The sequence below is a fragment of the Chitinophaga deserti genome (assembly GCF_003149455.1).
GTDB lineage: Bacteria > Bacteroidota > Bacteroidia > Chitinophagales > Chitinophagaceae > Chitinophaga > Chitinophaga deserti.
This window is the reverse complement of the sequence record NZ_QFFK01000003.1, coordinates 597,735-615,321: the sequence shown is the minus strand read 5'-3', so window position 1 is coordinate 615,321 and position 17,587 is coordinate 597,735. Positions and strand designations below refer to the sequence as shown.

The window sequence follows — 17,587 nt, the reverse complement described above, 5'->3', positions numbered from 1 at the left end:
CCAAAAAACAGGCTGGCCGTATTGCGGGAATCAATTCAATTGACAATCTTTGCATTTTTAAGGCAGCATTGCGGCCATTGACCATTTGATATATGTTACAGGAACAATTAAGGGGCACCGGCGTGGCATTGGTGACGCCCTTTGCCACCAACGAAGCGATTGACTGGAACGCCCTCGAAAGGCTCATCGATCATGTGATTACCGGCGGCGTAGATTACGTTGTAACGCTCGGTACAACCGGCGAAACACCTACGCTTACTTCCGAAGAGAAGCTGGACCTGATAAAGTTCACTTTTGAGAAGGTGAATAAGCGGGTACCGGTGGTAGTAGGAGTAGGGGATTACGATACCCGCGATGTGGTGAAGCGGCTGGAAAGCTGCCCGCTCGACGAAGCGGCTGCCGTTCTCAGTGTGGCTCCTTATTACAGCAAACCTACACAGGAAGGCATCTTCCAGCACTATAAGGCCATTGCCGCCGCATCTCCCAAACCCATCATTCTGTACAATGTACCAGGCCGTACCGGGCGCAATATGACGGCAGAAACCACCCTGCGCCTGGCGCATGAAGTGGAGAATATCGCCGCCATGAAGGAAGCTTCGGGCGATATGGCGCAGTGTATGCAAATCATCCGGGATAAGCCGGAAGGTTTCCTCGTTATCAGTGGCGATGATGGCGTTGCCATGCCGCAGCTTGCCTGTGGGATGGATGGTGTGATCTCCGTTGCTGCCAACTATTTCGCGAAAGATTTCCCTGCCATGGTGAAAGCCGCCCTCGCGGGTGACTTTGTAACCGCACGGAGCCTGCATTACCGCATGCTCCAGGGCTTCGATCTCATGTTTGCGGAAAACAACCCTGCCGGCATCAAAGCATTCCTGCACGAAGCCGGTATCGTTGAAAATGTATTCCGCCTGCCGGTATTACCCGTAACAGACGGACTGCAACAGCAGATTAAAACATATATTTCCACCTTGTAATATTCCGGCTACCGGATAACACAAAAAAGCTGACGCCTGGCAATGTGCCGGCCGTCAGCTTTTTTTATGTCGGTTATCCCAACTAACGTTTTGTTACCGGTACTAAAAAAGCTCTCCCATCATCCCCAATGGCAATAGAATGGATTTATTACTGTAACAATGCTATATACTGGCTAAGCCAATACTACAGGATTACCACATTAATGCTGTTTTAATACGGTTACAGTACAATTACAGCGCTATTACAGTACGGTAACAGTACGATTACAGCGCGATTACAGCGCGATTAGCGCGCTGTTGCAGTGCGATTACAGCGCGATTAGAGTACGATTACAAGGCGATTAGTGCGCGATTAGGGGCACTGTCTCCCAAACTGTGTAAATGTATAAGCCGGTAGCAGTTGTCTGCATAAAAATCATGCTATTTTGGCATGAAATAGTTTGGTTGGTGATAATTGCTGTTAAAATATTAAAAAGGGCCATCTCTTTATGCGAGATGGCCCGGGAGGTATAGGGTTTTACAGGTAAGTGCTGATCAAAAGGCGAAACCTATGGTAAGTCCGAGGCCGCGAACGCCAAGGAAGGGCATTTTGATGTCTGCCCTAACACCATCATTCCTTACATCGGCAGTGATGTTTTTTTCACCTCCGATTTCAATTAGTTCTTCCAGCTCATTTTTCAGCTCCGTACGGTCGGCTTCATCCAGGTCACTGAGGTCGGTGAGACCTTCCACCTTGCCGGTCATTTTACCATAATGGGCACCGATGATGTAGAGGTCTACCACCACACGTTTGGCGATCATGAATTGTCCGCCGAGGATAAGTCCGCCGCCGATACCGCTGCTTTTACCGTTGAGGGGTACAAGGGTGGTGGTGTTATCGGGCTTCTCGAAATCGTAGGGGAAATTGTACTTAAAGTTGCTGTAACGGCCATAAATGCCCGCATAGAAGCCCTTAGCACCCGGACGGCTGCCGGTGTAGATGCGGAACTCGGCAGTGAGGGCGCCGCCGCTCATCTCCAGCTTGTCCAGCTGGTTTTGCAGGTCATCATCCCCGTCTTCCTTCACATAATCCATTACTTTCTCTCCCAGCATGCTTTTTGAAAGTGCGCCTTTAGGCATGTAGCGGTAACCCAGGGATGCGGAGATCTTGCGGGTAAGCATGCGCTCATAGGTAAGGCTGTAATTGTTGAGTGCAATACTGGAGAGGTTGGTTTTCAGAATGTTGCGATACATTCCTGCTTCTTTTTGACGAGGCTTGTCAACGATGGCGGTGCTGTCGGTTACATTGCTGTACTGCTGTGCCATTGCAGTGGAACCAAGGCACAGGGACAATACGATTAGTGCTGCGTGTTTCATGTTATAGGAAAAATTATTAATGCTTAAAGATACCAGCATGTAATTTCCCCTGCAATACACCATTTTAGGTATTGACTATATCATTATATTATATTTTAATGTATTGCTTATCTAGATGATATAAGTGGTTCCTTCCAGGGCCAGTTCGGTTTGGGGGAATACGGGAATGCATTCGTCGAGGAAAGGCTGTAGTTCAGTGTATTTAGATGAGAAGTGCCCGATCAGCAATCTTCTGGCAGCAGCTTTACATGCAAGGGTAGCAGCCTGCACGGTGGTGCTGTGGAAGCGGTCTGCCGCGCGCTGTACCAGGTCGTGGAGGTAGGTGGTTTCGTGATAAACCATATCGGCATCCTGCATATGGGGGATGAGGTCTTCGTCGTAAATGCTGTCGGCACAGTATACGTATTTCCGGGCGCGGAGAGGAGGCAGGGTTACCCAGTCGTTGCGTACGATGGTACCGTCTTTCCGTTCATAGTCGTCGCCTTCGGAGAGGCGGGTGAAGAAAGCGGAAGGTATTTCATATGCACGGGCCTGTTCCGGGATGATCCGGCGTTTGCGGCGTTGAATGCTGAAAGAAAAGCCGTAGCAGGGGATGCGGTGTCGGGTAGGGAAACAGCTAACTTCCATGTCTTTATCGCGCAGGATGACTCCGGCGGATTCCGGCGTGAGGGGGATGAACTGCAGTTCGAACCGCAGGGTGGTAGCGGCATGGAGCAGCTGGAGTTCGATGATTTCCCATAGGCCGGGAGGGCCAAACAGGGTGAGCGGCTCTGTACGACCGAGGAGGCTCATGCTGTTAATGAGCCCGATAAGGCCGAAATAATGGTCGCCATGGAGGTGGCTGATGAAAATATAGCGGATTTTACCCCGGCGGACTTTATATCTGGCCAGCTGGGTTTGGGTGCCTTCGCCACAATCGATCAGCATGAGCTGATCGTTGTAGGTGAGCACCTGGGCGGTGGGATGCCGCTCTGGTGTGGGGATGGCCGAGTTATTGCCAAGTATGGTGACCGCAAACATATTCCGAAAATAGTGAATTATAAATCGCCAAGGTCCAGCTCGCGTTCGAAGCTTTCCATCATCACCATGTCTATGGCTTCGGCCTCTGTGGGTACGATGTTGAGCATTTCGGGGTATTGGGCGGAGAGTTCGGCTGTTAAAACCTTGTTAAGTCCGGTAACGGCGGCAGACAGGCCATTGTCGTACCGGTGCTGGTACACTGTAAATATGGCTTTGAGCGCTTCGGGGCCGGCGGATTGGAGGGAATGCAGGTCCAGTATGAGGTTGAGACCATCCAGGCCAGGGGTGCGGAGTACTTCATTTTCAAGCTCCGCTGCCATTTTAGCATCCAGATTGGCTTCTTCCAGCCTAAAAATCAGTATTTTTTCTTTGGTATCAATTTTGAATTGCATAAGGCGGATGTTATCATTCAAAAACATTATAAAAAAAAGGATTCGGCAAAAAGGAAACCCGTCGAAGAACATAACTGGGGAAGTAAAAAATACAATCGTAAACATCCCTCTTCTCGTAGATATATTCAGCACACAAGGCCCTTCAGCGCAAAAGTAAATCTTAACCAATAATGTGCAAGGATAAAAACTAAATCCAATTTAATTTGGTAATATTGTATAAGCATGCCCCCGTAAGGGTTTAACAAAATCAACAAACAATGGATCAGAATTTTTCACCGCAAGTAAAGGAGATCATTACGTTCAGCAGGGAGGAGGCTTTACGCTTGGGTAATGATTTTATCGGTACGGAACACCTGCTTCTGGGTATTATACGTGAGGGTGAGGGAACGGCTGTAAAGATCTTACAGGCGCTGAATGTTGATCTGTATGAGTTACGCAAGGAAGTGGAGTTGGCGATAAAAGATAAGACGGGCAAGAACATTGCGAACATCAACAGTCTACCCCTGACCCGCCAGGCAGAGAAAGTGATCCGGGTAACCGTGCTGGAGGCAAAGGCACTGAAAAGTCCCACCGTGGAAACAGAGCACCTGATGCTATCCATCCTCAAGAATAAAGAAAACGTTTGTACGCAAATCCTTCAACAATTTGACGTGGACTACGATACTTTTAAAAACGAACTGGGCTTCGTAAAATCTGCAGATCCGAAAGCGGAATTCGATGACCCCGGAGAAGAGGAGTTCGAAGACGAACGCAAAAGCTATGCTTCCAAACAGAAGCAAACTAATACCAAGTCGAAAACTCCCGTTCTCGATAACTTCGGCCGCGACATTACGAAGCTCGCCGAAAGCAACAGCCTCGATCCTATCGTAGGCCGTGAAAAGGAAATTGAACGCGTTTCGCAGATTCTTTCCCGCCGTAAAAAGAACAACCCCATCCTTATCGGTGAGCCGGGTGTTGGTAAAACCGCCATCGTGGAAGGCCTCGCCCTCCGCATCGTTCAGCGCAAAGTTTCCCGCGTGCTGTTCGACAAACGTGTGGTTAGCCTCGACCTTGCTGCCCTCGTGGCCGGTACCAAATACCGTGGCCAGTTCGAGGAAAGGATGAAGGCCATCATGAACGAGCTGGAAAAGAACCGTGATGTAATCCTGTTCATCGACGAGATTCACACAATCGTTGGCGCAGGTGGTGCTTCAGGTTCGCTGGACGCTTCCAATATCTTCAAACCAGCCCTCGCAAGAGGCGAGCTCCAATGCATCGGTGCATCCACCCTGGATGAATACCGTATGTACATCGAAAAAGATGGTGCGCTCGACCGCCGGTTCCAGAAGGTAATGGTAGATCCTCCAACCGTGGAAGAAACCATCCAGATCCTCAACAACATCAAACCGCGTTACGAAGAATACCACAACGTATCCTACACCGATGACGCGATCGATGCATGTGTGAAACTCAGCGACCGGTATATGACCGACCGCCTGCTGCCCGACAAAGCCATCGACGTGCTCGATGAAGTTGGCGCACGCGTCCATCTTAAAAACATCAACGTTCCGCAAAATATCCTCGACCTGGAAAAACAGATCGAAGACATCAAGCAGGAAAAGAATAAAGTCGTAAAAAGCCAGCGCTTCGAAGAGGCTGCAGCACTCCGCGATACTGAAAAGAAACTCGGTGAAGACCTCGAAAAGGCCAAAGCCGTGTGGGAAGAAGAAGTAAAGCATAAGCGCTACCCGATCGACGAAGAGGCTATCGCTGAAGTGGTGAGCATGATGACCGGCATCCCCGTTAAACGGATGGTGCAGGCCGAAAACGAAAAGCTCCGCCGCATGGGCGAAGATCTGAAGTCTGCCGTAGTAGGACAGGCCGAAGCTATCTCCAAGGTCACCAAGGCCATCCAGCGTAACCGCGTAGGCCTGAAAGACCCGAAGAAGCCTATCGGTACCTTCATCTTCCTGGGCCCCACCGGTGTCGGTAAAACCGAGCTGGCTAAAGCCCTTGCCCGTTACATGTTTGATTCGGAAGACGCGCTCATCCGTATCGATATGTCGGAATACATGGAGAAATTCTCTGTAAGCCGCCTGATCGGTGCGCCTCCGGGATATGTGGGATATGAAGAAGGCGGACAGCTCACTGAGAAAGTGCGCCGCAAACCTTACTCCGTGATCCTGCTCGACGAAATCGAGAAAGCGCATCCGGATATCTATAATATCCTCCTGCAGGTGCTGGACGACGGTATCCTTACAGACGGTCTGGGACGTAAAGTAGACTTCAAGAACACGCTGATTATCATGACCTCCAATATTGGGGTGCGCCAGTTGAAAGACTTCGGAGCAGGCGTGGGCTTCACTACCGGTAACCGTGTGGTGAATGAAGAAGAGAACACCAAAGCGGTAATTGAAAAAGCACTGAAACGTACGTTCTCTCCCGAGTTCCTGAACCGTATCGATGATGTGATCATCTTCAACTCCCTCAGCAAAGATGATATCTACACCATTATTGATATCACCATGAAAGGAGTACTGGCCCGTCTGCAGAACCTGGGCTTCAGCCTGGAACTGACCGACGAAGCCAAAGGCTTCCTTGCAGAGAAAGGTTATGATCAACAGTTTGGTGCCCGTCCGCTGCACAGGGCCATCCAGAAATACCTGGAAGATCCCCTGGCGGAAGAAATCCTCAACATGAGCATCCACAATGGGGATATCCTCATCGCGGATCTCGATAAGGAAAATCAGAAACTGGTCTTCTCCCTGAAGAATCCTTCTAAAAGCAAATCAGAAAAGTCTGAAGCTTAACGAATAAAAAAATAGTCTTTATACAAGCTGCCGGCCACAAGCCGGCAGCTTTTTTTATGCCATAAGCTGATAATCAACCAGCTATTATTTATTCATCTCACATTACATATTTATTAAATAAAAAACATTATAGATTAAACGTATTAATCAAAAACTATATGTATGTTTGTGGCAGATTAGCAATTTGTCCATTTTATCATGGATCGTATCACACATTACCGGACTTGTTTTTTCAAATTCATCTCTATAAACGTATATTTTATTTAACCTTTTTACCTATGAGAAAGTCGCTACGTATAGCGGGCTTTACGCTCGTATTATTTCTTTCTTACGAAAGTGTGAAAGCACAGGTCAAGATTGGTGGAGATCCGGCAACAGTGAATGCCAACGCCATCCTTGAACTGGAGAGTAACCGCAAGGGCCTTTTGCTGCCCCGCCTCGATGCCGCAGGTTTTACAATCCTCAAGAATCGCAATGCTACCCCCGGTATGGTGGTATATCTGAAATCAGGTGCTGATCCCAGAGGAGAAGGTTTTTATGTGAAAACTGCAGTGGGTACTACCGATGCAAACTGGACCAAAATGGCCGGAGACGCTGGTGGTAACGGCCCCTGGAAAATCAATGGTAACGACGGGCTTGCTGCTACCGACTGGTTTGGTACCATAGGCAACGTTCCCCTGTCGCTGCGTGCCAACAGCAACCCTGTAATGCAGTTCAGTGCTACGAACGGTAACATCACCATCCCCTACGCGAACGTTCCTGTTGCTGCAGTCGGCGTGAATGATGTGGTGATGATTGGTGCAGATGGTCTTATCCAGAAGAAAAATCTCTCTCTGACTTCAGTAACCGCCCTGAATAACCTGAAAGGTGATGTAACGCTGACGGTTACCCCTGATAATACAGCGCTGGTAGCGTCGCTGGTAGCTCCTCCCACTGCTCCTGCAGGAACACTGGATGTGAAACTTCCGGTTATGACTGGTGCTGTTGGACAGCAATATGGTTTTATGACCATTGCTGACTGGAATAAACTGCAGACTATTACTTCCGCAACCGGGATCACAATCGGTGACGTAGTTACGGGGGCAGTAGGTGGCGCTAAAGGTGCCTATATCGAGCGCCTGACTGGTGCCGATGAAGGTAAACTGGTACTTCACCTCGTAGAAGCTTCAGAAACACACGGCGGTATCGTTACTATCGGGAATCAGACGTTCAAAGGCAATAAGACCTTTGCTGACAATCTGAATGTAACCGGTGATGCGGCAATTACAGGTAATACTACAGTTACCGGTAATACAACCGTTAACGGAACTTCTACCCTTAAAGGTAACACTACGCTGGAAGCTGCACTGACTTTTGCAAACCCTGTAGCCTACAGCACAGCAGCACCTGCTACTTACCATTTAGCAGTGTTGAACCCGGACAACAACTATAACCTGGAAACTTTGGAGCTGCCGGCTCATGGCCTGAAAGGTATCGGTGGTATTGCGCTCCCCGGAGTACCTACCCCGGTAACTGCAGAAACTACCACGGGTAACGTAACCTTTGCTACAGGGAAAACCGGTGATGGCTTTAGCATTGTGTCTTCACCCAATACCGTAACTTTCAATGTTCCGGATGCAAGCGCAACTGCTGGTGGTATTATCACTACTTTGCCTCAGACAATCAATGGTACTAAAACCATCGATGATACGCTGAACATTGGTGGCAGTGCAGTATCTACCTCCAAACTGAACCTTAACGGTTCTATGTCCGTTCCGTTCAAAGTAGCGCCTATCGGCACCTATACGCTGGATGCGAACGATTATATGGTGATCGTTAAATGTGCTACTTCCGGCGACGGTAGTGCACCAGACCCGATCACTGAGATCTTCCTGCCCGCTGCTTCAACCGTGAAAAACCGTATCTACCACATCAGAAGGGTAGAGCGCGTTGCCGGAGAATTTGCCATCATCGCTATTAAAGCAACCGGTGGCGGAACCATCAGTGGCCGTGCTGCGGTAGAGATCGGTGAACCCAACTCAACTGTAACTGTAATTTCCGATGGTACCGAATGGCACGCTGTAGCCAGGTCTATCATGTAATAGATATTTGATTGAAAGGAACGGTGGCTACCGCTGCCGTTCCTTTATAATCTAATCCTGCCGTTATGAAGTTATCTTTCTCTCTTTGCAGCATCACCGCATCACTCTTCTTCGCCACACTTCTTTCGTGGCACGATGCACAAGCCCAGGCTAAACTCGGTGGTAACCCCGTAGTTACCCGTGGAGATGCGATACTGGAACTTGAAAGTTCCCGCAAGGGCCTGCTGCTGCCCCGCGTCACATCTATGGCGCTTACCGCCAAACCTCTCGACACTGCATCGCAGGGGATGATGGTATATAATCTCACAGAAAATAAAGTTTACATCCGCTCTAACGGCGCATGGAAAGCAATGCGCGATACCGACTCCGATGGTTGGCAGACGACCGGCAATTTATCCATCAACCCCGCTATACATTATTTGGGTACCAACAATGCCCAGCCGCTCATCTTCAAAACCAACGGAACTGAAGCCGCCCGCATCGCTGCCGATCGTAAGATCGGTATCAACACAACTTTGCCGCATTCGCACCTGCATGTAAACGGATCAACCGCTACCAACGTGGTGGTGGGAACAGGGAACTTTACAATGGCAGATACCAACAGTGTGGTTATTATGAACAATACCACAGCTGCCAACTTCGTACTACAGAATCCTGCCACTTATAAAGGACGGGCGATTGAAGTGGTGGCATATGGTACGGCGAATGTAAATTTCACTGCCTATACCGTACGTGGTCAGAACAGTGCCTCGCCTACATTGTCCATTGCACCGGGCTACAGTTTACGCCTGGTCAGTAATGGAGCGGAATGGATCATAACCGGAAAGCAACGCAGCGGGTTACCGATGTACTATGCAACCACCTTAGGTGCCGGAGAAGGTGAGGTAATACGTGATTATAATGGTTACTTAAGCCAGGGCAGCGGAGTTTTTCAAACCGACGTACTGGGAGCTCCCACTAACCCCATCCCCAATGAGGGCGCATGGTTCAGCATGATGCTGCAAACTGTAGGCGGCGGATACTTCGGGCAGTTTAACCTGAATGATCATAACGCATACTTCCGGGGAAACTCTATGGCTAATCTCCCTGTGGCGGAATGGCAGAAGTTTATCAGTCACCCGGCTACTATTCAGTTCGGAGGACAGATGATCGGAACGGATAGTTTGAACTTTAACATGATCAACAACCGGAACCTTGTATTCAGTACGAACAATGTAGCCAGACTACGACTTCATGGTGATGGAAATATCAGTGCGCACGGACCTGTCACTATCGATGGAACACTTCGAGGTACAAGCACAGCTACTTTTGAGAAAGATGCGGCAGTGAAAGACTCTATGCGGGTGGAAGGAAGGTTGCGTATGCAGGGAATGGTGATTGCGAACATCAAATCTATTACTGGTGCATATACTATACTGGCGAATGATTATACAATTTCCGGTATCAGTGATGCCGCATTTACGCTAACATTAACAACCGGTGTAAATCAGATCGGAAGAATTATCATTTTCAAGGTTAGACGTGCCACGGTGGGCATCGCGCGTACCTATACGGTTAATGCTTCCGGAGGTACAATTGATGGCGCTGCCAGTGTCACATTGTCGGCCACAGAAACTGGTGCATTCTGTATGTTGCAGCAGGCTACAGCCACCAACTGGATTGTAATCAGCAAATAGAACTATTGAACCCATGAAACGCCATTTAACCATCATCGCTTTACTTCTTCTGCCTTTCCTCTCGAAAGCGCAACAGGGTGTGTACGTCGCACCGGGAGAGCGTTTGCAGGTAAATCCCGAAGAATCTTTCAGTATTTATGGGAATGTGTTAAACAACGGGGCAATTGGTTCAAAGCCAAATGCAGTCATTAACTTCTTCGGCAAATCATGGAACAATGGTTCCGGGGCTTCCATGCCCGACGAAAGTGCCAACGGACTTACCGGCAAGGGCGGAGTTTTCCGGTTTACGGGGATCAATCCACTATACGGCGATCAGGGTTCGCAACAGGTGTTCGGCGGCTTTAATGCCGTGAGCAAAATGGGCGCATCTTTTCCAAACATCGATATCAATAATCCGCTGGGGCTGCTCATGTCCGACCTCACGGATCTTAAAATACGCCATACCCTTAATTTCACTACCGGCCACTTGTTCCTCAACGGGTGGAACCTTGTGGTAGGGAATGGTAACCCCGGACAGATTACAGGCTATAGCGAACGGTCTTTTATTATCACGGGGGCTGCCATTGCGGGTGGTTTCCTGTACCGTGAGCAGGTGAAAGGATCAGATGGTAAGGTGGTATTCCCCATCGGTTCATCCGTGACGGGATATGCACCTTTCCAGGTAGAGTATAATGGTCCGGCAGATGATTTCCGCGCCCGGGTGTTTGACAGTGTTTATCAATATGCTATTTCGGGTACGGTAAATAAACTGGACTTTACGAATAAGACCTGGAACATTGCCCGCGGGCGTACGGATGCTGCGGACACGCGCCTCACCCTCCAGCACATGGATAAAGACGAGGGCCGTGATTACAGCACCTGGCGTTCCACCTCCTACGTAACCCGCTTCCTGAACAATGCCTGGGATTATGTGGAGCCGGAAGCTTTCCCCACTGCGGGCAACATCACTACTACGGGCACACTGAGAAATGCAACCATGCACGTACGCCGGTTCAATACCGGTATCAGGAATAACGAATACTTTACCAAGGCTTCTGTGTTGTATGGGCCGTATGCACCTGCTGTTTTTATTGTATTTAACGCTTACCGCATCAACGAATCGCTCGTGCAGCTGGAGTGGTCGGTAGCGCGTGAGCTGAATAATGAGAAGTTCATTATAGAGCGGCGATTGGATAAGGATACGGGCTTTGTGAAAGTGGGAGAGCTGTTTTCCATGGCACCCGGCGGTAATATTAACACGCGGCTGGATTACAAGTATGTGGATCCTAACAATTACGATGGCTGGAGTTATTACCGCATCAGGGCAGTGTCCCGCAACGGGCGTGAGAGCGTATCGGAGATTCGTGAAGTGCCGCCATTCCTTAAGCTGGAAGTATTCCCCAACCCCAACTACGGTACCTTCCAGGTGAGGGTACGGGGTGTACAGTCGAACCTCCTGATGCAGATTGTAAGCTCGGTAGGGCAGGTGATGAACCAGTATAACATTGAAGGAGAACGTACGATTCATGTGAATAACCTGGCGAAGGGGCAATATGTTCTCGTGTTCTACGACCGGTCAACAGGCAGGCTGGTACGCACCTTCAAGATCATAGTGCTGGACAGGTAACAACAAAATCCTTTGTAAATTCCCGGAATTGAAGCAAATTTGCAGTGTCTGACAAGACCTACACCTACGCTTAATTAAATACCGGGCATTGAAAAAGATCATCATCACTATAGACGGATATTCTTCCTGCGGGAAAAGCACGCTGGCCAAGCAACTGGCTGCGAAGCTGAACTATCTGTATATCGATAGTGGTGCCATGTACCGTGCTATTACCCTGTATTTTATCCAGCACCGGATAGATTGGGCGGATCCTTACCAGGTAAAAACCGCGTTAGACAGCATTCATCTCGAATTTGTTTACAACCAGCTGACAGGGCAGAGCGATATGTATCTCAATGAAGAGAACGTGGAGCCAATGATCCGTGAGATGCTGGTAGCGGAGAAAGTGAGTGAAGTGGCAGCTATCCGGGAAGTGCGTACGTTTGCCGTTGCCCAGCAGCAGAAGATGGGAGATGCACGTGGTATTGTGATGGATGGAAGGGATATCGGAACCGTGGTGTTCCCCCATGCAGAACTGAAGATATTTATGACGGCAGATCCTGCCATACGTGTACAGCGCCGCTTCAAGGAACTGTATGCCAAGAACCCCAATATTACCCTACATGAGGTGAAGGAAAACCTCGAACTCCGCGATTATATCGACTCCAACCGTGAAGTTAGCCCCCTCCGCAGAGCAGACGATGCCATTATCCTCGATAACAGCCAGCTGACTATGGACGAGCAGCTCGATCTGGTGAGCCAGTGGGTGGAAGATGCAATCATGGCACATTCGTCCTGATTTTTTTTGTATATCAAAAAAACGTTATTACCTTTAGGGTACTATACTATACCTCATTAGCCTCATCCTCCGAAATTCCTGCATTATTTATTGGTCTTGGCGTAGATTTTCCCAATAGGGAAACATGTGTGTTACATGCCGCCCCGATATTTTTGGACCTGTGACTTATTCCTGGAAAAAAACCTGCTACTTTGTTGCCAGTCAACTTGTTGACACATGTTCCCGGACGCCGCGCTGCGCCGCCGGCAACCTGCCATCTGCAGCAATCAGCGGTTTTTGTGATTGTCCAAAGGCTTTGAGCCATATCCGGACTGCATCCAGTTAAAAGACCAATCTATTAACCGTATAACAATGAACTCTGAAATATATTACGCACCGCCATGCCACACCGGCTGGCGAGCTTGCAAACGCAATGTGATCCGGCGGCGTAAACCGCCCCGTTTCATATTTTCAGTAGGTGTATTCGGTTAATAGGAAAGGGGCGAATTCTTTCGCCCCTTCATCATTTAACCCCGGATAACGCCGTTTCACACTTTTATTTTAACTTGTGGAAGCTGTTTGCTCCATTAACGCATGTTTCTAAGAAGGTCCATTTTCCTGCTCTCGCTGCAGTTATTCTTCATGGTATGTGCATCTGCACAGGATTCCGTGCGGGTTTTCCGCACCCTGGATTCCATCCGGGCCCTCCCCGACGATACAGCTAAAGTAAATGCATACCTCTCCAAATCACGGGGTTTGTACCGGTATTTCGATAAAAGCGGGAGAGAGAACCCCTTTCTGCAGGAAGCCCTGGCACTGTCAGGCCGCCTCCGTTACCCGAAAGGCCGTGCGGAAGCCTATAACGACATCGGCACCTCCCGCCGCAACAAATCCCAGTACATCCTGGCCACCGAATACCACGAGCAGGCACTCAAAGCAGCCATTGAAAGCAAGAATGAGCTCCTTATAGCCGTGTCTCACAACAATGCGGGGGTAGACTACCGCAGGCGGGAAATGCTGGAGAAAGCCTTCGAACACCACTTCCAGGCGCTCAAGATCGCGGAGAAGATCAATGAGCCCCGCGCCCTCACGGTTGCCATCAATTCCATCGGTAACATTTACCTTTCCGATGGCAAATACGACGCCGCCATCCGGGAATTCACCCGTGCCCTTGAACTGGAAGAGAAAGGCAATAACCCCCTTGGGGTAGCCATTAACCTTGGTAACCTGGGATACGCCTACGAAGGGCTTAACCAGCTGGACCGCGCCATCGATTACTACGAGCGCTCCCTCGCTGTGAACCAGCAGCTCAATAACCACACGGGTATGGCCATCTGCTATACCTGCCTCGGCACGGCGTATCAGAAAAAAGGGAATAAGGAAGCTGCCATGGTATACCTTCAGAAAGCCCTCGAAGCCAACGAGCAGGTGGAAGATAAGGTGCACCTGGCGGAGAACTACATTTCTATCGGCAGGCTCCTTAATGAAGAAGGGAAGCTCCCTGAAGCCCGCAAATACATCCAGCAGGCGCTGGACCTCGGGCATAAATGGACCTTCAACTACATCCTCCAGGAAGGCTATAAAGCCATGGCCGACAACTTCAAACGGTCGGGGGATTTTGAAAAGTCGTTCGATAACACACAGCGTTCCCTCCAGTATAAGGACAGTATCCTTGAAGAAAGGACCAGTACAGAGTTTGCCCAGATGAAAGCGCTGCATGAAGTACACAAGAAAGATAACCAGATCAAAGTGCTGCAGCAGGATCAGGAAATCAACCAGCTGCGCATCCGCCGTAACCTGGCGCTGGTGATTGCCCTTGCCGGATTCCTTTTCATGCTGATAGTAGGCGGTTTCTTTTACATCCGCCACCGAAACCTGCAGGCTAACCGGCAAACGCTTCAGCTGGAGCTGCGCTCGCTCCGCTCGCAGATGAACCCCCACTTCATTTTTAACTCCCTCAACTCCATCCACCGATATATCTGGAGCAATAACCAGGAAGAAGCATCTGAGTACCTCACGAAGTTTTCCAAACTGATGCGGATGATCCTGGATAATAGCCAGCATACTTTTATCCCGCTGAATAAGGAACTGGATTCTTTGCGGCTGTACCTCGATCTGGAGGCGCTACGCTGCAATCATATGTTTGATTATCAAATCATTGTAGATGATGAGATCAATGAAGAGGAAGTACTTATCCCGCCTATGATCATCCAGCCGTATGTGGAAAACGCTATCTGGCACGGCCTCGTTCACAGGAAAGAGAAAGGAAAGCTCGATATTACGGTTACCCTTTCCGGAAGAATCCTCGAGGTGACGGTAACCGATAACGGGATAGGGCGGAAGCTGGCGATGGAAATCAGGGAAAAGAAAGACCGGCTGCACAATTCCATGGGTATGAAAGTAACGGAAGGAAGGATTGCGCTGATCCGTAAAATCAATAATACGAAAGACGCCAATGTAGAGATCACCGACCTCCACGGGCCGGAAGGCGAAGCCGCAGGAACGAAAGTACGCATCGTACTGCCGGCTGAGTTTTTATTTTAAAAGTAAATATTCCGTCATGAGCGAAATCAGAACCATTATCGTAGACGATGAGCAACATTGTATCGATGCATTGCAAACGATGCTGTCTAAAAAGTGTCCGGAAGTTACTGTGCTGGCAGGAGTCAAAAGCGTACAGGATGCCCGCCGTATCATCGATGAAATGCACCCCGATCTTGTATTCCTTGATGTGGAAATGCCACACCAGAATGGGTTTGAACTCCTCAAACAATTCGACCGCATACCGTTCGACGTTATTTTTACCACCGCATACGAACAATACGCACTTAAAGCTATCAAGTTTAACGCACTCGATTATTTACTCAAACCTTTCAGTGTACAGGAGCTGCAGGATGCGCTCCGCAAATTCCAGGAACGCCGGCAAAACCGCCCGGAGCCCGGCATGGCACCCCTTGAAATGTTTCTGCAGAATATGAAAACATTGCAGCAGACAAACAAAAAGATAGCGCTGCCAACCATCAACGGACTGGTATTTATGCCCGTGCAACAGATCGTACGTTGTGAATCTACGGGTAACTACACGAAATTATTTTTTACCGACCGCAAGCAGCTCCTTGTTTCCAAGCCGCTAAAGGAGTTTGAAGAGTTACTGACCGATGTGGACTTCTTCCGCGTCCATAACTCCCATCTTATCAACCTCCAGCAGATGGATAGTTATATTCAGGGTGAGGGCGGATTTGCGCTGATGAGCGATGGTACACAGGTAGAAGTGTCACGCAGGCGTAAGGCAGACTTCCTCAAAAAGGCCATGCACTTCTAAATAGCCCTTTCACCACTCCGATTTTCACTTTTCAACCGCCACTTATATGGTAATCGATACCGGATATTAATTCCCGGTTGCGGGCATATGCCTGCGATAGTACTTTTGTACCAGCAATTATCACTTGTTTGTTATCTGGCCCCAAAATTAATTTTCTCTGCATTACTAGCGTTTGATTACCCCCAAAGAAAAAAAGCACCGTTCAGCGGTGCTTTTTTCATATCTGCAAGATTGTTAGTCAGTGTAGTTGTCTAATTAAGACCATGCCTCGGCAGTTTCGTCTACCATATGCGCCTGTCCGTAGAAACCGGCCAGTTTACGGATAACGCCTTCCACGATAGCATCGGGGCAGGAAGCGCCACTTGTCAGCAACAGGGTTACCTTTTCTTTGGCAGGGAGGTAGCCGGTGCTGTGGAGTTCCTGCTGGTGGTGAAAATCGTAATGCAGCAGCTCGTTCTGAGAGATGAGCTTTTCTTCGGATGATATAAAGTAAGTGGGAAGTTTTTCTTCACAAAGCTCTACGAGGTGCGAGGTGTTAGAGCTGTTGTAGCCGCCTACCACAATGGCGAGATCGGCTGCTTCGTCGAGCATACCGGTTACGGCAGTCTGATTATCGTTGGTAGCATAGCAAAGCGTATCGCGTGTATCGGCAAAGCGTTCGGCAATACGGTCGTCTGGCAGCTGATAATGTTCCTGGATAGCCTGGCGCACATAGTCTGCGATGGCCTGTGTTTCGGAAGCGAGCATGGTGGTCTGGTTCACGACGCCAACACGCTGGAGGTGTTTGGTAACATCGAAGCCTTCGCTGTACTGGCCTTTGAACTCTTCATAAAAACCTTCGGCAGGCACCTGCTCACGGATGTACGCTGCCAGCCTGTGGGTTTGCTCCATATCCTTCACCACAATGGTGGGGGTGTGGGAGCGGCTGTGGGAGAAGGTGGCACGGGTTTCCTCATGCTTAGGTTTACCATGTACAATCACGGTATATTCCTTGGCGCCAATTTGTTCGGCCTTATTCCATACACGCTCAACGAATGGACAGGTGGTATTGTATTTCAGCGGGGCAATCCCCAGTGATTCGAGGTGTGATTCAATTTCCAGTGTGGTGCCAAAGGCGGGTATGATCACGATATCATCGGCATGCAGCGATTCCCAGGGAATGAGCTGTTTACCGGAAGTATCCATAAGAAACTGTACCCCGCGGGAAAGGAGGTCGTTATTCACCTGCGGATTGTGGATCATCTCACTCAGCAGAAATATCCGCTTCCCTTCATTTTCTTCTACAGTCCGGAAGGCGATCTCGATTGCGTTTTCCACGCCATAGCAAAACCCGAAGTGCCGGGCCAGCAAAATCGTTAGCGGACCAAATTCCAGGCGGGTAGGGGTGAAGTCTTTTTTCATACGGTCCTGCTGCTTTCTTTGCTGTTTAATGGCAGAGATGAGCGGACTACGGTATATGATGGGTACGTTGAATGTTTTCATGGCTTATACGATAGGCAAAGATAGGCATTTCATAGCGGGATTCACCGCTGTTGCCTGACGTAAGGCAGACAATTCCCGCCGGTAAGCCGGAGAAAAATCTCCCATTGCGGTCTTTTGTGTGCAGCGGGGTAT

The 17,587-nt window shown here is 49.2% G+C and carries 12 protein-coding genes; 8 read left to right on the top strand and 4 right to left on the bottom strand.

Annotated features, from left to right (window positions below):
• The first annotated feature begins 92 nt into the window (after nucleotides 1-92).
• On the top strand, nucleotides 93-974 hold the full coding sequence (gene dapA, locus DEV76_RS09690; RefSeq protein ID WP_109697673.1) for a 4-hydroxy-tetrahydrodipicolinate synthase: 882 nt from the start codon (nucleotides 93-95) through the stop codon (nucleotides 972-974).
• A 534-nt stretch (nucleotides 975-1,508) separates the two neighbouring features.
• Here the strand turns inward: dapA and DEV76_RS09685 are convergent.
• The 3 genes from DEV76_RS09685 to DEV76_RS09675 all read right to left on the bottom strand — a co-directional run bounded on the left by DEV76_RS09685 (nucleotide 1,509) and on the right by DEV76_RS09675 (nucleotide 3,742).
• Nucleotides 1,509-2,330: a DUF3575 domain-containing protein gene (locus tag DEV76_RS09685; RefSeq protein WP_157962799.1), complete on the bottom strand. Its 822-nt coding sequence runs from the start codon at nucleotides 2,328-2,330 to the stop codon at nucleotides 1,509-1,511.
• A gap of 111 nt (nucleotides 2,331-2,441) precedes the next feature.
• Nucleotides 2,442-3,350, bottom strand: coding sequence for a ribonuclease Z (locus tag DEV76_RS09680; RefSeq protein ID WP_109697671.1), 909 nt, complete (start codon nucleotides 3,348-3,350; stop codon nucleotides 2,442-2,444).
• 17 nt (nucleotides 3,351-3,367) lie between these two features.
• Nucleotides 3,368-3,742 carry a hypothetical protein gene (locus DEV76_RS09675; RefSeq protein ID WP_157962798.1) on the bottom strand — a complete coding sequence of 125 codons (375 nt, stop codon included), beginning with the start codon at nucleotides 3,740-3,742 and terminating at the stop codon, nucleotides 3,368-3,370.
• A 257-nt stretch (nucleotides 3,743-3,999) separates the two neighbouring features.
• On the opposite strand from DEV76_RS09675, the gene DEV76_RS09670 reads away from it, so the two are divergent.
• From DEV76_RS09670 to DEV76_RS09640, 7 genes are all read left to right on the top strand, one after another.
• Nucleotides 4,000-6,531: an ATP-dependent Clp protease ATP-binding subunit gene (locus tag DEV76_RS09670; RefSeq protein ID WP_109697669.1), complete on the top strand. Its 2,532-nt coding sequence runs from the start codon at nucleotides 4,000-4,002 to the stop codon at nucleotides 6,529-6,531.
• Between the two features lie 278 nt (nucleotides 6,532-6,809).
• Nucleotides 6,810-8,612, top strand: a complete 1,803-nt coding sequence (locus tag DEV76_RS09665; RefSeq protein WP_109697668.1) for a hypothetical protein — start codon at nucleotides 6,810-6,812, stop codon at nucleotides 8,610-8,612.
• A gap of 65 nt (nucleotides 8,613-8,677) precedes the next feature.
• On the top strand, nucleotides 8,678-10,288 hold the full coding sequence (locus tag DEV76_RS09660; RefSeq protein WP_109697667.1) for a hypothetical protein: 1,611 nt from the start codon (nucleotides 8,678-8,680) through the stop codon (nucleotides 10,286-10,288).
• Between the two features lie 13 nt (nucleotides 10,289-10,301).
• Nucleotides 10,302-11,894 (top strand): T9SS type A sorting domain-containing protein, encoded by a 1,593-nt coding sequence (locus DEV76_RS09655; protein WP_109697666.1) that lies wholly within the window; start codon nucleotides 10,302-10,304, stop codon nucleotides 11,892-11,894.
• A gap of 88 nt (nucleotides 11,895-11,982) precedes the next feature.
• Complete coding sequence (gene cmk, locus DEV76_RS09650; protein WP_109697665.1) at nucleotides 11,983-12,672, top strand: (d)CMP kinase; 690 nt, start codon at nucleotides 11,983-11,985, stop codon at nucleotides 12,670-12,672.
• Nucleotides 12,673-13,245: 573 nt separating this feature from the next.
• Nucleotides 13,246-15,195 (top strand): tetratricopeptide repeat-containing sensor histidine kinase, encoded by a 1,950-nt coding sequence (locus DEV76_RS09645; protein WP_109697664.1) that lies wholly within the window; start codon nucleotides 13,246-13,248, stop codon nucleotides 15,193-15,195.
• A 16-nt stretch (nucleotides 15,196-15,211) separates the two neighbouring features.
• The gene (locus DEV76_RS09640; protein ID WP_109697663.1) at nucleotides 15,212-15,973 is read left to right on the top strand and encodes a LytR/AlgR family response regulator transcription factor; all 762 of its coding nucleotides are present in this window, start codon (nucleotides 15,212-15,214) and stop codon (nucleotides 15,971-15,973) included.
• 255 nt (nucleotides 15,974-16,228) lie between these two features.
• Here the strand turns inward: DEV76_RS09640 and DEV76_RS09635 are convergent, their stop codons facing one another.
• Entirely contained in the window at nucleotides 16,229-17,455 is a 1,227-nt protein-coding gene (locus tag DEV76_RS09635) for a 4-hydroxy-3-methylbut-2-enyl diphosphate reductase (protein WP_109697662.1), read from the bottom strand.
• Between the last annotated feature and the right edge of the window lie 132 nt (nucleotides 17,456-17,587).

What these genes read in the sequence shown, in the direction of transcription:
- dapA (WP_109697673.1), top strand. Translation starts at nt 93, where the DNA reads ATGTTACAGGAACAATTAAGGGGCACCGGCGTGGCATTGGTGACGCCC.
- DEV76_RS09685 (WP_157962799.1), bottom strand. Translation starts at nt 2,330, where the DNA reads ATGAAACACGCAGCACTAATCGTATTGTCCCTGTGCCTTGGTTCCACT.
- DEV76_RS09680 (WP_109697671.1), bottom strand. Translation starts at nt 3,350, where the DNA reads ATGTTTGCGGTCACCATACTTGGCAATAACTCGGCCATCCCCACACCA.
- DEV76_RS09675 (WP_157962798.1), bottom strand. Translation starts at nt 3,742, where the DNA reads ATGCAATTCAAAATTGATACCAAAGAAAAAATACTGATTTTTAGGCTG.
- DEV76_RS09670 (WP_109697669.1), top strand. Translation starts at nt 4,000, where the DNA reads ATGGATCAGAATTTTTCACCGCAAGTAAAGGAGATCATTACGTTCAGC.
- DEV76_RS09665 (WP_109697668.1), top strand. Translation starts at nt 6,810, where the DNA reads ATGAGAAAGTCGCTACGTATAGCGGGCTTTACGCTCGTATTATTTCTT.
- DEV76_RS09660 (WP_109697667.1), top strand. Translation starts at nt 8,678, where the DNA reads ATGAAGTTATCTTTCTCTCTTTGCAGCATCACCGCATCACTCTTCTTC.
- DEV76_RS09655 (WP_109697666.1), top strand. Translation starts at nt 10,302, where the DNA reads ATGAAACGCCATTTAACCATCATCGCTTTACTTCTTCTGCCTTTCCTC.
- DEV76_RS09645 (WP_109697664.1), top strand. Translation starts at nt 13,246, where the DNA reads ATGTTTCTAAGAAGGTCCATTTTCCTGCTCTCGCTGCAGTTATTCTTC.
- DEV76_RS09640 (WP_109697663.1), top strand. Translation starts at nt 15,212, where the DNA reads ATGAGCGAAATCAGAACCATTATCGTAGACGATGAGCAACATTGTATC.
- DEV76_RS09635 (WP_109697662.1), bottom strand. Translation starts at nt 17,455, where the DNA reads ATGAAAACATTCAACGTACCCATCATATACCGTAGTCCGCTCATCTCT.